Genomic DNA, 14756 nt, shown 5'->3' with positions numbered 1-14756 from the left:
GTCGTTGCTGTGAAAGGGCAACCGCATGTTCTAGGAATTGTCCTCGCCGGTGGCGAAGGCAAACGGTTGTGGCCGTTGACCGCCGACCGGGCAAAGCCGGCGGTGCCCTTCGGCGGTAACTACCGGCTGGTGGACTTCGTCCTGTCCAACCTGGTGAACGCGGGTTTCGTCAAGCTCTGCGTGCTCACCCAGTACAAATCCCATTCCCTGGACCGCCACATCTCGACCACCTGGCGACTGTCCAATGTGCTCGGCCAGTACGTCACGCCGGTGCCCGCGCAGCAGCGGCTCGGGCCGCGCTGGTACACCGGCAGCGCGGACGCGATCTTCCAGTCGCTGAACCTGGTGAACGACGAGAAGCCGGAGCACGTGATCATCTTCGGCGCCGACCACGTCTACCGGATGGACCCCGGGCAGATGGTGGACCAGCACGTGGAGACCGGGGCGGGCGTCACCGTCGCGGGCATCCGGGTGCCGCGGACCGAGGCCAAGGCGTTCGGCTGCATCGATTCCGACGAGTTCGGGCTGATCACCCGGTTCCTGGAGAAGCCGTCGGACCCGCCGCACGTGCCGGGCGACCCGGAGGTCACCTTCGCGTCGATGGGCAACTACGTGTTCACCACGGAGGCGCTGATCGAGGCGTTGCGCGCGGACGCGGCCAACCCCGACTCCGACCACGACATGGGCGGCGACATCATCCCGATGCTCGTCGACCAGGGGCAGGCGCACGTCTACGACTTCGCCGACAACCAGGTGCCGGGCGAGACCGACCGGGACCGCGGCTACTGGCGTGACGTGGGGACCATCGACGCCTACTACGACGCGCACATGGACCTGGTGTCGGTGCGGCCGGTGTTCAACCTCTACAACCAGGCGTGGCCGATCCGGACGGCGACCCCGCCGTTGCCGCCCGCGAAGTTCATCGCGGGCGGCAGTGCCGAGGACTCCATGGTGGGGCCGGGGTCGATCATCTCCGGCACCATCCACGGGTCGGTGATCAGCTCGGACGTGGTCGTGGAGACCGGGTCGGTGGTGCAGGGCAGCGTGCTGCTGCCGGGCGTGCGGATCGGGCGCGGGGCGGTGGTGCGGCGGGCCATCCTGGACAAGAACGTCGTGGTGCCCGACGGCGCGCTGATCGGCGTGGACCCGGCGACGGACCGGCAGCGCTACACCGTGTCGGCGGGTGGGGTGACCGTGCTCGGGAAGGGTGTCACCGCCCACTGACCTCGTCGTGGCCGGCGAGCGCGTGGCCGGTGAGTGCGTGGCCGGCGGTCGCGTCGACGTGGTCGGGGACCTCCTCGTGGCGGTCCCCGACGGTCGACGTGCCGCTGGGCTCGATCATCAGGATGCGCGCGCCGGCCTCCGACGACGGCTTGTGCCGTGCGCCTCGGGGGACCACGAACACGTCGCCCTGCTCCAGGTGCACCGTGCGGTCCTCCAAGGCGATGTCGAGCCGGCCTTCGAGGACGAGGAAGAACTCGTCGGTGTCGTCGTGGGCGTGCCAGAGGTGTTCGCCGCGGACTTTGGCGACGCGGATGTCGTAGTCGTTGACCGTGGTGACGATGCGCGGGCTCCACAGGGCGTCGAAGCTGGCCAGCGCTTCGGTGAGGTTGATCGGATCCATGCCGCTGATGCTGGGCGGTGCCGTCACGTCGGTGTGAGTGCTAGGAATCGCACATGCCGCCAGAATCCTCGCACCGCGTGGTGATGATCGTCGACTCCGGCTCGAACCCGTTCGAGATGGGCGTGGGGACCGAGCTGTTCGGGCTGCGCCGGCCGGAGCTCGGCGATCGGCCCTGGTACTCGTTCACGTTGAGCGCCATGGGGCCGGTGCGGATGAACCACGGCTTCTTCACCCTCACTGGGGTTCCCTCTTTGGCGGAGGTCGACGGCGCTGACACCGTGATCGTGTCCAACCGGCCGGACAGCTGGGTCCGCCCGCCGGAACCGCTGCTCGACGCGGTCCGCCGTGCTCACGAGCGGGGCGCGCGCTTGGTCAGCTTCTGCACCGGCGCGTTCACGCTGGCGCACGCGGGCTTGCTGGACGGCCGTCGCGCCACCACGCACTGGCAGTGGGCCGACCTGTTCGGTGAGCTGTTTCCGCAGGTGACGCTGGTCCCGGATGTGCTGTACGTGCAAGACGACCAGATCTACACGGCAGCCGGCAGTGCCGCGGCCCTGGACCTGGGCCTGCACCTGATCCGGCAGGACCACGGGACCGAGGTGGTGAACACGGTGTCCCGACGCCTGGTCTTCGCCGCCCACCGTGACGGCGGCCAACGCCAGTTCGTCACCCGCCCGGTGCCCGAGGTGCCGGACGACTCACTGGCCGACGTCCTGACCTGGGCGAGGGCACACCTGGACGAGCCCCTGACCGTCGCCGCGCTGGCCGGCCGTGCCGCCGTCAGCCAAGCCACCCTGCACCGCCGGTTCCAAGCCGAACTCGGCACCACGCCGCTGGCCTGGCTGACCGCCGAACGAGTGGACCTCGCACGCAGCCTCATCGAGCGCGGCGAATCACGCCTGGACGTCGTCGCCCGCCGAAGCGGCCTCGGATCGCCGTCCAACCTGAGAGCCCACTTCCACCGCCGCACCGGCCTGACCCCCAGCGCCTACCGCCACCGCTTCGGCCCCTGACCAGCACCAACCGCCCCGCCTCGCCTGTCCGCGACCGCCCCGCCTGCGCGCGACCGCCCTGCCTCGTCCGCAACCGCCCCACCCGTCGGCAACCGACCGCTGGCCGTCCACCACCGCCCGGCCGTCCGCAGCCCGACAACAGCTGTCCACAACCCGGTCGGTTATCCACAGCGGCGCTCTGACCACGCGAAATTGTCGGACCCCTCCGGCAGGATAAAAGCAGGGGTCCCCTTGGCGAGGACCCCTGCGAAGCCGTTGCCTGGCTCGCCGGTCCGCCGGTCCGCCGGTCCGCAGGTGTGCCGGTGCGCCGGGGTTCGAGTTCGGGGGTGCGCGGGTGCGGCGTCAAGTGCAGCCAGACGGGCTTGGTGGGCTTGGGCGTGTCGGGCGGTCGAGCGAGGGGTCAGGCGGTCTTTGCCGCTACCAGCAGCCCGTCGCCCAAGGGCAGGATCACGGCCACCAGGCGGTCGTCGTCCCGCACGGCCCGCGCCACTTCCCGCATCGCCACCGTGTCCGGGTCCCGTTGTGACGGGTCGACCACGCGTCCGTGCCACAGCACGTTGTCGAACGCGATCACCCCGCCCGGCCGCAGCAGCCGGACGCCCTCCTCCAGGTACTTCGGGTACTCCGACTTGGCCGCGTCCACGAACACCAGGTCGTACGCGCCGTCGGTCAACCGGGGCAGCACCTCCAGCGCCCGACCCATGATCAACCGGGTCCGGGACACCGCGATGCCCGCCTCCGCGAACGCCACCCGCGCCGCCCGCTGGTGTTCCGGCGCGACATCGATCGAGGTCAGCACGCCGGTCGCGGGCATGCCGCCGAGCAGGTACAACGCGCCGACACCGGCGCCCGTGCCGATCTCGACCACGGCTTTGGCCTGCAACGCCGCGGCGAGGAACCGCAACGCCGCCCCGCCGCCGGACCCGATCGGCACGCATCCCAACTCGGCGCCACGAGCCCTGGCGGCCTTGACCACGGCGTCCTCGGGCAGGTAGCGCTCCACGTACTCGCGCGTCGGCGCATCCACAGCAGGAAGGCTAACGCCGCCGGCGGCGGTTCGGGCCGTTCTCGGCGACAACCCGGATTCTCAGCGTGCTCTCAGCCCACTCTCACGATGGTTATAAGGGAACCCGTCACTCTAGGTCCCAACGCATGACGAGCAAGACCATCGGGAACACGTCAGGGAAGCCGAGCGTTGACCCGTGCAGCAGGGCAGCCAGCCCAGTGGAGGTGCTTAACCGCCCGATGAAGCAGCCGACCGCCGCACCGACCGCGCCCATCGACGACGCGGACTGGATCGCGCCCTCGTGGGACCAAGTGGTCCGCGACCACGCCGACCGGGTCTACCGGCTGGCCTACCGCCTGACCGGCAACCAGCACGACGCCGAGGACCTGACCCAGGAGACGTTCATCCGGGTGTTCCGGTCCCTCGCGTCCTACAAGCCCGGCACGTTCGAGGGCTGGCTGCACCGCATCACCACGAACCTCTTCCTCGACATGGCCCGCCGCCGCTCGCGCGTGCGCATGGAGGCCCTGCCGGAGGAGACCGACCGCATCCCGGGCGACGACCCGACGCCCGAGGAGATCTACGCCGACACGCACCTCGACCCGGAGCTCCAGGCCGCGCTCGACGAGTTGCCGCCCGAGTTCCGCGCCGCCGTCGTGCTGTGTGACGTGGAAGGACTCTCCTACGAGGAGATCGGCGCCACCCTCGGCGTCAAACTGGGTACCGTGAGGAGCAGGATCCACCGGGGCCGGCAGGCTCTGCGGGTCGCACTGGAACGCCGTCGGGGTCTGGTTCAGGAGGACTCTGCATGACCGACCTGCGAGGTTGGCAACTGCCCGAGCAGCACCTGCTGCCCGACGCGGTCGTCGCCTTCGTCGACGGCGAGCTGTCGGCCTCGGCGCACAGCAGGGCGTCCGCGCACCTGGCGCGCTGCCCGTTCTGCGCGGCCGAGGCGTATTCGCAGCAGCAGGCGCGGTCCGCCGTGCGCGGTGCCGACGCCCCGTGCGCGCCGGCCGGTCTGCTGGCCAGGTTGGGCGCGATCCCGCAGGAAGTCGAGCTGCCCAGCGCGCCGGACGGCCTCGCGGTCACCGAGGACGGTCAACTCGTCACGGTGCAGCGGCCCGACCGGGTCGCGTTCGGCAGCGGTCCCGTGTTGGGACAGACCCGCCCTTTCGGAACGAGCGGCGGTGGCCGCTTCGGTGCAGGGCTCTTCGGGGGTAAACGCGCACGCCAGGGTGCGGGCGTGGTCGTCTCCGGTCTCATGCTCGGTGCCCTCGTGCTCGTCGCCCCCGGCGGCGAGGACCCGGTGCCCACGCCCGCGCAGGGCAACACCCCGCAGCCCACGCCCGCCGTCGCGCCGTCGTTGACCGACGCCGACCACGAGCAGATGGGCGTGCTGCGCCCGGCGGTGGACACCGGCCTGGAGCGCTGACCAAGCCCGCTGACGGCAACTTCACCGGTCTGCGGGCACGATTGACCCCGCGACAACCATGGTGTGACGACGTGCGGGGAGCGATGAGCGAGCCAGAGCAGGGCAACGGGACCCCCAGGTCGGGCATTGACGACGGGGTGCACCGCAGGCTCGCACCCCGTCCGCTGAACCGCCCGGCCGTGGACCCCGGCCAGGAGGCGGTGTTCGGCAGGCCGCAGGGCGTGGAGAGCGCGTTCTCCGCCGACCGGCCGAGCCTCAACGGCAACGGTTCCGTGCAGCTCGCGCCGCCGCCCCCGGAGGCGCTGTCCACGGCGTTCGGCCGGCCGCAGGGCGACGCCGACACCCGCTTGCAGCGCCCGCCGGTGGACCTCAACGGCGAGCCCGAGGTGGAGCCCGTCTTCTGGGAGGGCAAGCCCGCGGGCGACGCGTGGCGCGATCCGGGCGCGTCGGCCGTGATCGGCCCGCCCGCCGTCACCGAGCAACCCGATACCGAACCCAAGGCCGAACCGCAGGCCGGTCCGCAGCTCAGCGTCCCCGAACTGCTGTTCGGGCGGCGCGTGAAGCCGATGGGCCTGATCCTGCTGCTGGTGGCCGCGCTGCTGGTCGGCACCGGGGGCGGTGTGGTCGGCTGGCTGCTGGGCCGGGTCGACAACCCGCTGACCGACGGCGGCGTCACGCTCGCCGAGGTGCTACCCGGCAAGGAACGCCCGGTCGGGTCGGTCGCCGACATCGCCAAGCGGGTCACCCCGAGCGTGGTGTCGATCGAGTTCAAGGGCGCGAACGTGGCGGGCGTCGGCTCCGGCGTGGTCATCGACGGCGCCGGGTACGTGCTGACCAACGACCACGTGGTCGCCCCGGCGGTGCAGGACACGTCGGCGAAGCTGACCGTGGTGTTCACCGACGGCAAGCGGGCCGTGGCGCAGGTCGTCGGCCGTGACTCCAAGACCGACCTCGCGGTGATCAAGGTCGAGGTGGACAACCCGACCGTGCTGCAGTTCGGCAACTCCGACGAGCTGGCCGTGGGCGACACCGTGCTGGCCATCGGCTCGCCGCTGTCACTGTCGAACACCGTGACCGAAGGCATCGTCAGCGCCCTGCACCGCCCGGTGACGGCGGCGGGCGAGAACGGCGGGCCGCAGGTCACCTACGACGCGATCCAGACCGACGCGGCCATCAACCCCGGCAACTCCGGTGGGGCGCTGGTCGACTCGTCCGGTGCGCTGGTGGGCATCAACTCGTCGATCCGGACCGAGACGGGCGGATCGGTGGGCCTGGGCTTCGCCATCTCCGGCAACTACGCGCGCAAGGTCTCGCAGGCGCTGATCCGCGACGGCGCGGTCAAGCACGCGGACATGAACATCAACGTGCGGTCGGCGTCGGCGGAGACGGCGGAGGGCGCGCAGGTGCAGAACGTTCCCGAGGGCGGCGCCGCCGACGCGGCCGGCATCGAGGAGGGCGACGTGATCACCCGGGTCGGCGACCGGATGGTCCGCAACGCCGCCGAGCTGACCGTTGCCGTACGGGACCATGAAATCGGCGAGACGGTGCCGGTCGTGCTGGCCAGGCAGGGCCGGGAGCTGACCGTGCAGGTGACCCTCAGGTCCGACTGACGGCTACGCTGGCAGTCGGATTGGGGCGGGAGTCGGGCCGGGGCGCGGAAGGCGGGACACGCGGGTGTTCGACAGCATCGGATGGGTTGAGATCCTCATCATCGTCATCGCGGGCCTGTTCATCCTGGGCCCCGAACGACTGCCCTCGGCCGCGGCCTGGGTGGGCAAGACCGTCCGCCAGGTGCGCGACTACGCGACCGGCGCGCGTGAGCAGTTGAAGCAGGAGATGGGGCCGGAGTTCGAGCAGCTGCGCAAGCCGTTGGAAGACCTGCGGGAACTGCGCAACTTCGACCCGAAGCGCGCGATCACCAAGCACCTGTGGGACGACTCGCCCAGCGAGAAGCCCAACGGCCACCCCGCCGCACCTCCGGCAAGCAGCCCGGCCGCCCATGAGCGGCCCCTCCAGCAGGGCGAACGCCCGCCGTACGACCCGGACGCGACCTGACGCAAGCGGGCTCGGTCGACCTGTTGGGGTGAACGTCGTGAGTGGTGGTTCCGCCTGGGCCGCCATTCGGCCAGGGCGAGCGTGGAGGTAGTGCATGGAGGGACCCTGGACCAGGGCAGGGGCGGTCGCGGGCCTGGGCGCCTTACTCGTGGGTATCGCGGCGCTGGTGGTCGCGGTCTTCGCCTGGATGCTCCCGCAGCAACCGGCTACGTCCCAGGCGGACGACAAGAGGCTCGACGTGAAGATCACACCGTCGTCCTACGACGTCGCAGCCTCCCGGTGGCAGCCCGACGGACCCGGCTACGAGTCCCGCAAGGAGCTGTACGAGGAGATGAGCGTGACCCACGCCCACGCTTACGGCAACTCCTCCGGTCGCTTCGTGTACAAAGTGCCCCTCGGCGAATTCGAAGGCGAGCAGGTCGAACTCACGGCGCGCCTTTCCGCCGACGTCCAGTGGCAACCCGACACCGAGGATCGACGCACGGACGTCACGGTGATCGTGAACGGTGCACGGCTGCCGTCTCAACGCGTGAGGCCCGACAACGGGAGCGGCGCCCACTACACGTGGCGGTTCGACGCCACGGCGCTCCGACGCGGTGAGAACACGATCGAGTTCCTCGTCGAGCAGGGCACGGAGTTCGCCAACGGTCTGGCGATCTACGGTGGCGCCCTCGCCCCGGGGGAAGCCGACGAGCACATCACGCTCCGCAGCGAGTAGCGAGCGGCGAGCGGTGACAGGTGACCACCCGCGGACCGGCGCCCGCAGGCGTCAGCGGCCGGCGGGGGAGACGTTCAGCAGGCGGCCGGCCAGGCCGCGGGAACGGGTCGACAGCTTGCCCGCCACCGCCGTCAGGACCTGGCCCGCCGGCGACTCGGGGTGTGCCAGCACGATCGGCGTCCCGGAATCGCCCTGCTCCCGCACGCGCGGGTCGAGGGGGACCTGGCCCAGCAGCGGCACGTCGGAGCCGACGGCCTTGGTCAGCGAGTCGGCCACCGCCTGGCCGCCACCGGAGCCGAACACGTCCATCCGGGTCCCGTCCGGCAGTTCCAGCCACGACATGTTCTCGATCACGCCGGCCACCCGCTGCCGCGTCTGCAACGCGATCGCCCCGGCCCGCTCGGCCACCTCGGCCGCCGCCTGCTGCGGCGTCGTCACGACCAGGATCTCGGCGTTGGGCACGAGCTGCGCGACCGAGATGGCGATGTCACCGGTGCCCGGCGGCAGGTCCAGGAGCAGCACGTCCAGGTCGCCCCAGAACACGTCGGCCAGGAACTGCTGCAACGCCCGGTGCAGCATGGGGCCGCGCCAGACGACGGGGGCGTTGCCGGGCGTGAACATGCCGATCGAGATGAGCTTCACGCCGTGCGCCTGCGGCGGCATGATCATCTTTTCCACCTGGGTGGGCTTGCCCTCCGTGCCCAGCATCCGCGGGATGGAGTGGCCGTAGATGTCGGCGTCCACCACGCCGACCGACAGCCCGCGCGCGGCCATCGCCACGGCCAGGTTCACCGTCACCGACGACTTGCCGACACCGCCCTTGCCCGACGCCACGCAGTACACCCGCGTCAACGACCCGGGCTGCGCGAACGGGATCACCGGCTCCTCGACGCCACCGCGCAGCGACTTGCGCAGCTCGGTGCGCTGCGCGTCGCTCATCACGTCCAGCTCGACGCGGACACCGGTGACGCCGTCGAGCGCGGACACCGCGGCCGTCACGTCGGCGGTGATCTTGTCCCGCAACGGGCAGCCGGACACGGTCAGGAACACCGCCACGTCCACGACCCCGTCGCCGCCGACCACGACGCCCTTCACCATGCCCAGGTCGGTGATGGGACGCCGGATCTCCGGGTCCTGCACACCGGCCAACGCCTTCTGCACGTCGTCAACGGAAGGAAGAGTCACTGGAAGCGCCTTCGAAAGATGTGGTGGGACCGCCATGCTACGGCGGACCGTGCACCTCCAAGCTACCGGTCGGTCACCTCGGAGACAGGGGCAGCGCGCAGCCGGTCGCGTGCTTTCCGTAACATCGGTATCCGTGCCGGAAACCGGATCTACCCGGTTGCCCACCCGTGCCGAGCTGGGGGTGTGGCGATCCTTTCTCCGGGCGCATGCGAGGCTCACTCGGATTCTGGAAGCCGAACTGATCGCCGAGCAACGCCTGTCGCTCGCGTCCTACGACGTCCTGGTGCAGCTCGCCGAGGCACCGCAGTACCGATTGCGGATGACCGAACTGGCCGAAGCCGTGCTGCTGTCCCGCTCCGGCGTCACCAGGCTGGTCGACCGCCTGGAACGCGCGGGCCTGGTGCTGCGGGAACGGGCCGACGGCGACGGCCGCGGCGTGGTGGCCGTGCTCACCGCGCAGGGCCTGGACCGGCTGCGCGTCGCGTCCGGCACGCACCTCACGGGCGTGGCGCGGCACTTCGCGGAGGCGTTCGACCACACCGGGTTGGAGGCGTTCGGCCGCACGTGCGACCGACTGGGCACCGAAGAACCCTCATGACGACGGCACGTCGTCCTTGACGGTGCGCTTGCGTTCGCGGAACACCCGTTCCAGCTCGCTGCGCAGGTAGTCGCGGGTCACCACCTCGCCGACGGCGATCCGCAGCGCGGCCAGCTCACGCGCCAGGTACTCGGTGTCGGCTTTCGTCTGCGCGGCCCGCGCCCGGTCCTCCTCCAGCGACACCCGGTCCCGGTCGTCCTGCCGGTTCTGCGCGAGCAGGATCAGCGGCGCGGCGTACGCGGCCTGGGTGGAGAACGCCAGGTTGAGCAGGATGAACGGGTACGGGTCCCAGCGCAGCGTCACCGCGAACAGGTTGAGCGTGATCCACACGATCACCAGCAGGGTCTGCCAGAACAGGAACTTGCCGGTGCCGAGGAACCGGGCGAGCCGTTCGGAGAACCGCCCGAACGCCTCCGGGTCCAGCGACAACCGGAAGCCCGGCGTGCGCGGCTGGTCGAGCCGTCGACGCGGCAGCAGCTCAGGCATGGGTCAGCCCCGTTTCGCGCCAGTTGGCCGGCAGCAGGTGGTCCAGCACATCGTCCACGGTGACCGCGCCGAGCAGGTGGTCGCTCTCGTCCACCACCGGCCCGCACACCATGTTGTACGCGGCGAAGTAGCGGGTCACGTCGCCCAGCGACGCGGTCGGCGACAACGTCGCCAGGTCGGTGTCCAGCACTCCCGCGACCAGGTCGGACGGCGGTTCGCGGAGCAGCCGCTGGATGTGCACGCACCCCAGGTAACGCCCGGTCGGCGTCGCGGTCGGCGCCCGGCACACGAACACCATGCTGGCCAACGCGGGCGTGAGGTCCGGGTTGCGCACGTGTGCCAGCGCCTCCGCCACGGTCGCGTCCGGCGCGAGCACCACCGGTTCCGGCGTCATCAACCCGCCCGCGGTGTCGAAGCTGTACTCCAGCAGCCGTTTGACCGGCGCGGACTCCTCCGGCTCCATCAGCTCCAGCAGCCGGTTCTTCTCCCCCTCGGGCAGCTCGGCCAGCAGGTCGGCCGCGTCGTCGGGGTCCATCGCCTCCAGGATGTCCGCGGCGCGCTCGTCGTCGAGGTGCGCCAGCATGTCTTTCTGGTCCTCCTCGGGCATCTCCTCGATCACGTCGGCGAGCCGTTCGTCGTCCAACGCCTCGGCCACCTCGTAGCGCCGCTTCACCGGCAGGCTGTGCAGGGCGAGCGCCACGTCGGCCGCGCGCATCGTGTCGAAGACCGCCACCAGGTGCTGGGCGCCCTGCGGCTCCGCGGCCAACGCGGTCGCCGACAGCCCGGACACCTCCTCCCAGTGCAGCACCTGCACCGGTCCGCGCCGGGACAGCCTCCCGGTGCGCTCCCGGACCGCCACCCTGGTCATCCGCCAGTCGCGGGTGCGGGTGGGTTCCATGGCGGCGTCGACCAGCACCACGACCGTGCCGGAGTCGAGCGTCACGCGGGCGTCCAGCAGTTCGCCGACGACCAGCACCTCGTTGGCGCGCTGGTGGAACTGGCGCAGGTTGACCGAACCGGTGGCCAACGTCACCGCGTTCGGCTCGATCGAGGTGACCCGCAGCATCGGCACGAAGATGCGCCGCCGGGTGGCCAGTTCCAGCACCAGGCCGAGGACGCGCGGCGGTTGGCGGTCCACCCGCAGGCCGATGACCAGGTCACGGACCTTGCCGATGGACTCGCCGTCGGGCCCGAACACGGGCAGGCCGGCGAGCTGAGCGGCAAAAACCCTGTTCACGGCGACCACGTGATCAGGTTAGTCCGCCGAACGGCTCGGCGCTGCGTTCCACAGTGGACCCATGACCAGGCTTTACGGCCGCAACGTGCGCGCGATGGCCTCGCACGCCGCCGCCGCGTCGGCCAGGTCGAGGCCCAGGGACCACATCCAGTTGTCCACCGCGCGGTAGAACGTCCAGGCGCGCGCCCGCTCCACGTCCAGCTCGCCGATATCGCACAGCGCGGCGAACCGGTCGCGCAGGCCGCGTTCACCGTCCATCTCGCCGAACCTGTTCCACAGCAACGGGATCACGCCGAACTCGCGGTCACCGGACAGCGGTTTCGGGTCGATCATCAGCCACGGCTCGCGGTCGCCGCGCAGCACGTTCTCGTAGTGCAGGTCCTCGTTGACCAGCGTGTTTCCCGCGCTCGCGGTGAGTTCCCGGCCCAGCTCGCCGGCCTGCTCGACGAACCCGCCCGGCACCGGTCGGTCCAGTCCGGCGTTCTCCTCGACCAGGTCGTCCGGCTCGTGGCGGCGGAACTCCGGCCCGGCCGGGACGCGCAACCGGCGGAGCAGCCCGCCGGTGACGGCCAGTGCCTCCTCCAGCGGTGCGTCGATCAGCGACCGGGTGTGGTCGAGGCGTTCGAGGAGCAGCGCGCCGTGCTCGTCGTCGTGATCCAGCAGTCGCACCACGCCCTCGCCGCCCCACTTCTGCAGCGCCAGCGGCTCCTGCCGGGTCTCGGCGTCCTGCCAGGTGAGCTTGAGCACGGCCGGGTGGCCGTCGGCGCGGCGGACCGGGAGGACGACGGCGACGTTGCCGTTGAGCAGGTCGCCGTCCGGGGTGAGGCGCCAGCGGGCGCAGAACTTCGTGGCCAGGGCGGGCAGGGTGGCGCGCCACGGCAGCGCCTCCTCGCCGAGGATGGCGCCGAAGTCGTCGGGAACAGTGATCACGCGAACTCCAAGCGGTAGACCGATTCCCACTCCGGGCGGCCGTTCAACCGGGCTGTCTTGAGGGCCGCCGCGGCTTCGTCGTCCAACTCTGTTCTGTACGCGGTCGCGGGTGCGTCGACCAGGTGCGAGTGCGTGGTGGGGGAGCGGACGGTCACCGTGCACGCGACGCCGTCTTCGAGCCCCGGAACCACCTGCTCGGTGCCGCCGACGGCCACCAGTACCGCGCCGTCCCGCCACAGCGCCCACACCAGTCGCGGCTCGTGGCCGGACGGCCTGATCCAGATCGCGGCGGCCTTGCGCAGCGCGTTGTCCAGCACCTGCTCGATCTCCACCGGTTCAGCCTGCCACGGGCCTGTGAATCGTGACTCACGAAATAGCGGGCACCCCGCGTGCGTGCCACCCTTCGCACAACAAGTAGTTACCGGCCGGTACGAGGAGGTACCCCAGTGGTCGACCAGCAGCGTCCCCGTCGCTCGTGTCTGGCCGTGCCCGGATCGAGCCAGAAGATGATCGACAAGGCTCGCACGCTGCCCGCGGACCAGGTGTTCCTCGACCTGGAGGACGCGTGCGCGCCGCTGGCCAAGCCGGACGCGCGCAAGACCATCGTGGCTTCGTTGAACGAGGGCGGTTGGGGTTCACGAGCCCGGGTGGTCCGGGTCAACGACTGGACCACGGAGTGGACCTACCGCGACGTCACCGAGGTCGTGGAGGGCGCGGGCGCGAACCTGGACTGCATCATGCTGCCCAAGGTGCAGACCGCGGAGCAGGTGCACGCGCTCGACCTGCTGCTCACCCAGATCGAGAAGACCATGGGCTACGAGGTCGGGCGGATCGGCATCGAGGCGCAGATCGAGAACGCCCTCGGCCTGATCAACGTCAACGCGATCGCCGTCGCGTCGCCGCGGGTGGAGACGATCATCTTCGGCCCGGCCGACTTCATGGCGTCGATCAACATGAAGTCCCTGGTCGTCGGCGAGCAGCCGCCCGGCTACGACGTCGGCGACGCCTACCACTACATCCTGATGCAGATCCTGATGGCGGCCCGTGCGCACGACAAGCAGGCCATCGACGGCCCGTACCTCCAGATCCGCGACGTCGACGGCTTCAAGCGCGTGGCAGGCCGCTCGGCCGCGTTGGGCTTCGACGGCAAGTGGGTGCTGCACCCGGGCCAGATCGACGCGGCCAACGAGGTGTACAGCCCCAAGCAGGAGGACTACGACCACGCCGAGAACATCCTCGACGCCTACGACTACTTCACGTCCGAAAAGGGCGGCAAGCGCGGCGCCGTGATGCTCGGCGACGAGATGATCGACGAGGCCTCCCGCAAGATGGCCCTCGTCATCTCCTCCAAGGGCCGAGCCGCCGGCATGTCCCGCTCCGACGTGTGGTCGCCGCCGGAGGAGTGACTTCGTGCGGCTCCCTGTCGGTCCGTGGTCGTAGAGTGATCGCGTGACCGACAGGGAGCTGAAGCCCACCGATATCGAGGGCTGCAGCTCGATCCGTTCGGCTTCGGTATCCCTCGGCCGGCTCAACGTGCTCGTCGGCGCCAACGGCGCGGGCAAGAGCAACTTCGTGCGCGTGTTCGAGATGTTGCGCGGCTGCTGCGTCATTGCTGCGGCAGGCGTCGGAGCGCAGCCAGGTGCTCATCGCCACGCAGTCGGTCACCCTCATGAACCAGTTCGATCTCGACGACCTGGTCGTGGTCGAGCGGGTCGACGGTGCCTCGACGTTCGCTCGCCCGGATCGCGAACGGATCGGCGAATGGCTGACCGAGTACTCGCTGGGCGAACTGTGGGAGAAGAACCTGATCTGGGGCAGGCCGGGCGGTAGCTCGTGACGGGTGCTCCAACAGTTGAGGAGTGACTCGGCGTGCCGGTGAGGTAACGGGCTGGTTACTTCACCGGTGAGCATTCCCACAAGTGGCGCCTGCGATTGGCGATCATGGGGTGGGGCGTGTGCATGGTGGTCGTCATGTCACGACACCGCAACGACCGGAGACGACTGTTCCGCCGCCGCCCGTCGGACGACCTGTTGGAGCGCAGCTTCCGCAGCTGTCCGGGCTGCTCAGCCGACGTCCACGTGTTCGCCGACGTGTGCCGGCACTGCGGCGGCGCGTTGGAGTTGCGCGCCTCCTGAGCCGGGTCACCGGGGCGGGATGGTGCCGGCTTCCCGGTACAGCCAGACGATCAGCACGACCCACAGCACGAACGCCAGCAGGCCGAGCACCGTGAACACGGCGCCGATGATGAGGCCGGCGGTGGCCATGCCCCAGCCGTCCTCGCCGGTCTGGCGGATCTGCTTGCGGGCCACGATGCCCAGCACGATGCCCACCGGGGAGAACAGGAACGCGGTGATCAGTGCCGCGACCGCCATGCCGTTGGTGCGCTTGGGCGGGTAGTAGCCCGGCTGCTGGTAGTACGGCTGCGACATGTGGTTCCCCCTGACGGTCGGTGCGGGGGCACAGGCTAACCG

19 protein-coding genes and 1 pseudogene are annotated in these 14756 nt (G+C 70.5%); 12 read left to right on the top strand and 8 right to left on the bottom strand.

Annotated features, from left to right (window positions below; all coding sequences use genetic code 11):
• Window positions 1–9 precede the first annotated feature (9 nt).
• The gene (glgC, locus tag ALI22I_RS25645) at window positions 10–1224 is read left to right on the top strand and encodes a glucose-1-phosphate adenylyltransferase (RefSeq protein ID WP_077008095.1); all 1215 of its coding nucleotides are present in this window, start codon (window positions 10–12) and stop codon (window positions 1222–1224) included.
• On the opposite strand, the gene ALI22I_RS25640 is transcribed toward glgC, so the two are convergent.
• Entirely contained in the window at window positions 1211–1624 is a 414-nt protein-coding gene (locus ALI22I_RS25640) for a cupin domain-containing protein (RefSeq protein ID WP_077008094.1), read from the bottom strand. The two genes, glgC and ALI22I_RS25640, sit on opposite strands and share 14 nt — an antisense overlap.
• 53 nt (window positions 1625–1677) lie before the next feature.
• Between ALI22I_RS25640 and ALI22I_RS25635 the strand changes: the two genes are divergently transcribed.
• Window positions 1678–2637, top strand: coding sequence for a helix-turn-helix domain-containing protein (locus tag ALI22I_RS25635; protein ID WP_077008093.1), 960 nt, complete (start codon window positions 1678–1680; stop codon window positions 2635–2637).
• Window positions 2638–3037: 400 nt separating this feature from the next.
• On the opposite strand, the gene ALI22I_RS25630 is transcribed toward ALI22I_RS25635, so the two are convergent.
• On the bottom strand, window positions 3038–3664 hold the full coding sequence (locus ALI22I_RS25630; protein ID WP_077008092.1) for an O-methyltransferase: 627 nt from the start codon (window positions 3662–3664) through the stop codon (window positions 3038–3040).
• Between the two features lie 218 nt (window positions 3665–3882).
• On the opposite strand from ALI22I_RS25630, the gene sigE reads away from it, so the two are divergent.
• The 5 genes from sigE to ALI22I_RS25605 all read left to right on the top strand — a co-directional run bounded on the left by sigE (window position 3883) and on the right by ALI22I_RS25605 (window position 7848).
• The gene (sigE, locus tag ALI22I_RS25625) at window positions 3883–4455 is read left to right on the top strand and encodes an RNA polymerase sigma factor SigE (protein ID WP_077008091.1); all 573 of its coding nucleotides are present in this window, start codon (window positions 3883–3885) and stop codon (window positions 4453–4455) included.
• Complete coding sequence (locus tag ALI22I_RS25620) at window positions 4452–5075, top strand: anti-sigma factor (RefSeq protein WP_077008090.1); 624 nt, start codon at window positions 4452–4454, stop codon at window positions 5073–5075. The genes sigE and ALI22I_RS25620 overlap by 4 nt, the downstream gene beginning before the upstream one ends.
• Window positions 5076–5158: 83 nt before the next feature.
• The gene (locus ALI22I_RS25615) at window positions 5159–6685 is read left to right on the top strand and encodes a S1C family serine protease (RefSeq protein ID WP_077008089.1); all 1527 of its coding nucleotides are present in this window, start codon (window positions 5159–5161) and stop codon (window positions 6683–6685) included.
• A 64-nt stretch (window positions 6686–6749) separates the two neighbouring features.
• The gene (locus ALI22I_RS25610; RefSeq protein WP_077008088.1) at window positions 6750–7130 is read left to right on the top strand and encodes a sec-independent translocase; all 381 of its coding nucleotides are present in this window, start codon (window positions 6750–6752) and stop codon (window positions 7128–7130) included.
• 94 nt (window positions 7131–7224) lie between these two features.
• Complete coding sequence (locus ALI22I_RS25605) at window positions 7225–7848, top strand: hypothetical protein (protein ID WP_143532432.1); 624 nt, start codon at window positions 7225–7227, stop codon at window positions 7846–7848.
• Window positions 7849–7899: 51 nt separating this feature from the next.
• Here the strand turns inward: ALI22I_RS25605 and ALI22I_RS25600 are convergent, their stop codons facing one another.
• Window positions 7900–9033, bottom strand: a complete 1134-nt coding sequence (locus ALI22I_RS25600) for an Mrp/NBP35 family ATP-binding protein (RefSeq protein WP_443216962.1) — start codon at window positions 9031–9033, stop codon at window positions 7900–7902.
• 133 nt (window positions 9034–9166) lie between these two features.
• On the opposite strand from ALI22I_RS25600, the gene ALI22I_RS25595 reads away from it, so the two are divergent.
• Window positions 9167–9631, top strand: a complete 465-nt coding sequence (locus ALI22I_RS25595) for a MarR family winged helix-turn-helix transcriptional regulator (protein WP_077008085.1) — start codon at window positions 9167–9169, stop codon at window positions 9629–9631.
• On the opposite strand, the gene ALI22I_RS25590 is transcribed toward ALI22I_RS25595, so the two are convergent.
• The 4 genes from ALI22I_RS25590 to ALI22I_RS25575 all read right to left on the bottom strand — a co-directional run bounded on the left by ALI22I_RS25590 (window position 9626) and on the right by ALI22I_RS25575 (window position 12616).
• A complete protein-coding gene (locus ALI22I_RS25590; protein ID WP_077008084.1) occupies window positions 9626–10117 on the bottom strand; it encodes a DUF1003 domain-containing protein in 492 nt (163 codons plus the stop codon). The genes ALI22I_RS25595 and ALI22I_RS25590 overlap by 6 nt on opposite strands.
• A complete protein-coding gene (locus tag ALI22I_RS25585; RefSeq protein ID WP_077008083.1) occupies window positions 10110–11363 on the bottom strand; it encodes a magnesium transporter MgtE N-terminal domain-containing protein in 1254 nt (417 codons plus the stop codon). Before ALI22I_RS25585 ends, ALI22I_RS25590 begins: the two co-directional genes overlap by 8 nt.
• A 63-nt stretch (window positions 11364–11426) precedes the next feature.
• Window positions 11427–12284, bottom strand: coding sequence for an aminoglycoside phosphotransferase family protein (locus ALI22I_RS25580; RefSeq protein ID WP_083752002.1), 858 nt, complete (start codon window positions 12282–12284; stop codon window positions 11427–11429).
• Window positions 12281–12616, bottom strand: a complete 336-nt coding sequence (locus ALI22I_RS25575; RefSeq protein ID WP_238598567.1) for a hypothetical protein — start codon at window positions 12614–12616, stop codon at window positions 12281–12283. The genes ALI22I_RS25580 and ALI22I_RS25575 overlap by 4 nt, the downstream gene beginning before the upstream one ends.
• 114 nt (window positions 12617–12730) lie before the next feature.
• On the opposite strand from ALI22I_RS25575, the gene ALI22I_RS25570 reads away from it, so the two are divergent.
• From ALI22I_RS25570 to ALI22I_RS51185, 4 genes and pseudogenes are all read left to right on the top strand, one after another.
• Entirely contained in the window at window positions 12731–13690 is a 960-nt protein-coding gene (locus tag ALI22I_RS25570) for an HpcH/HpaI aldolase/citrate lyase family protein (RefSeq protein ID WP_077008082.1), read from the top strand.
• 43 nt (window positions 13691–13733) lie between these two features.
• Window positions 13734–13862 (top strand): annotated as a pseudogene (locus tag ALI22I_RS55675) (AAA family ATPase); the annotation flags it as partial.
• Window positions 13863–13893: 31 nt separating this feature from the next.
• Window positions 13894–14121, top strand: a complete 228-nt coding sequence (locus ALI22I_RS25565) for an AAA family ATPase (protein ID WP_179118363.1) — start codon at window positions 13894–13896, stop codon at window positions 14119–14121.
• Between the two features lie 134 nt (window positions 14122–14255).
• The gene (locus ALI22I_RS51185) at window positions 14256–14420 is read left to right on the top strand and encodes a hypothetical protein (protein ID WP_179118362.1); all 165 of its coding nucleotides are present in this window, start codon (window positions 14256–14258) and stop codon (window positions 14418–14420) included.
• Between the two features lie 6 nt (window positions 14421–14426).
• On the opposite strand, the gene ALI22I_RS25560 is transcribed toward ALI22I_RS51185, so the two are convergent.
• Window positions 14427–14714 carry a DUF4190 domain-containing protein gene (locus ALI22I_RS25560; protein ID WP_077008081.1) on the bottom strand — a complete coding sequence of 96 codons (288 nt, stop codon included), beginning with the start codon at window positions 14712–14714 and terminating at the stop codon, window positions 14427–14429.
• Between the last annotated feature and the right edge of the window lie 42 nt (window positions 14715–14756).

Source organism: Saccharothrix sp. ALI-22-I (assembly GCF_001984175.1).
Classification (GTDB): Bacteria; Actinomycetota; Actinomycetes; order Mycobacteriales; family Pseudonocardiaceae; genus Actinosynnema.
The sequence above is the reverse complement of the archived record's forward strand: the minus strand, read 5'-3'. Positions and strand labels throughout refer to the sequence as shown.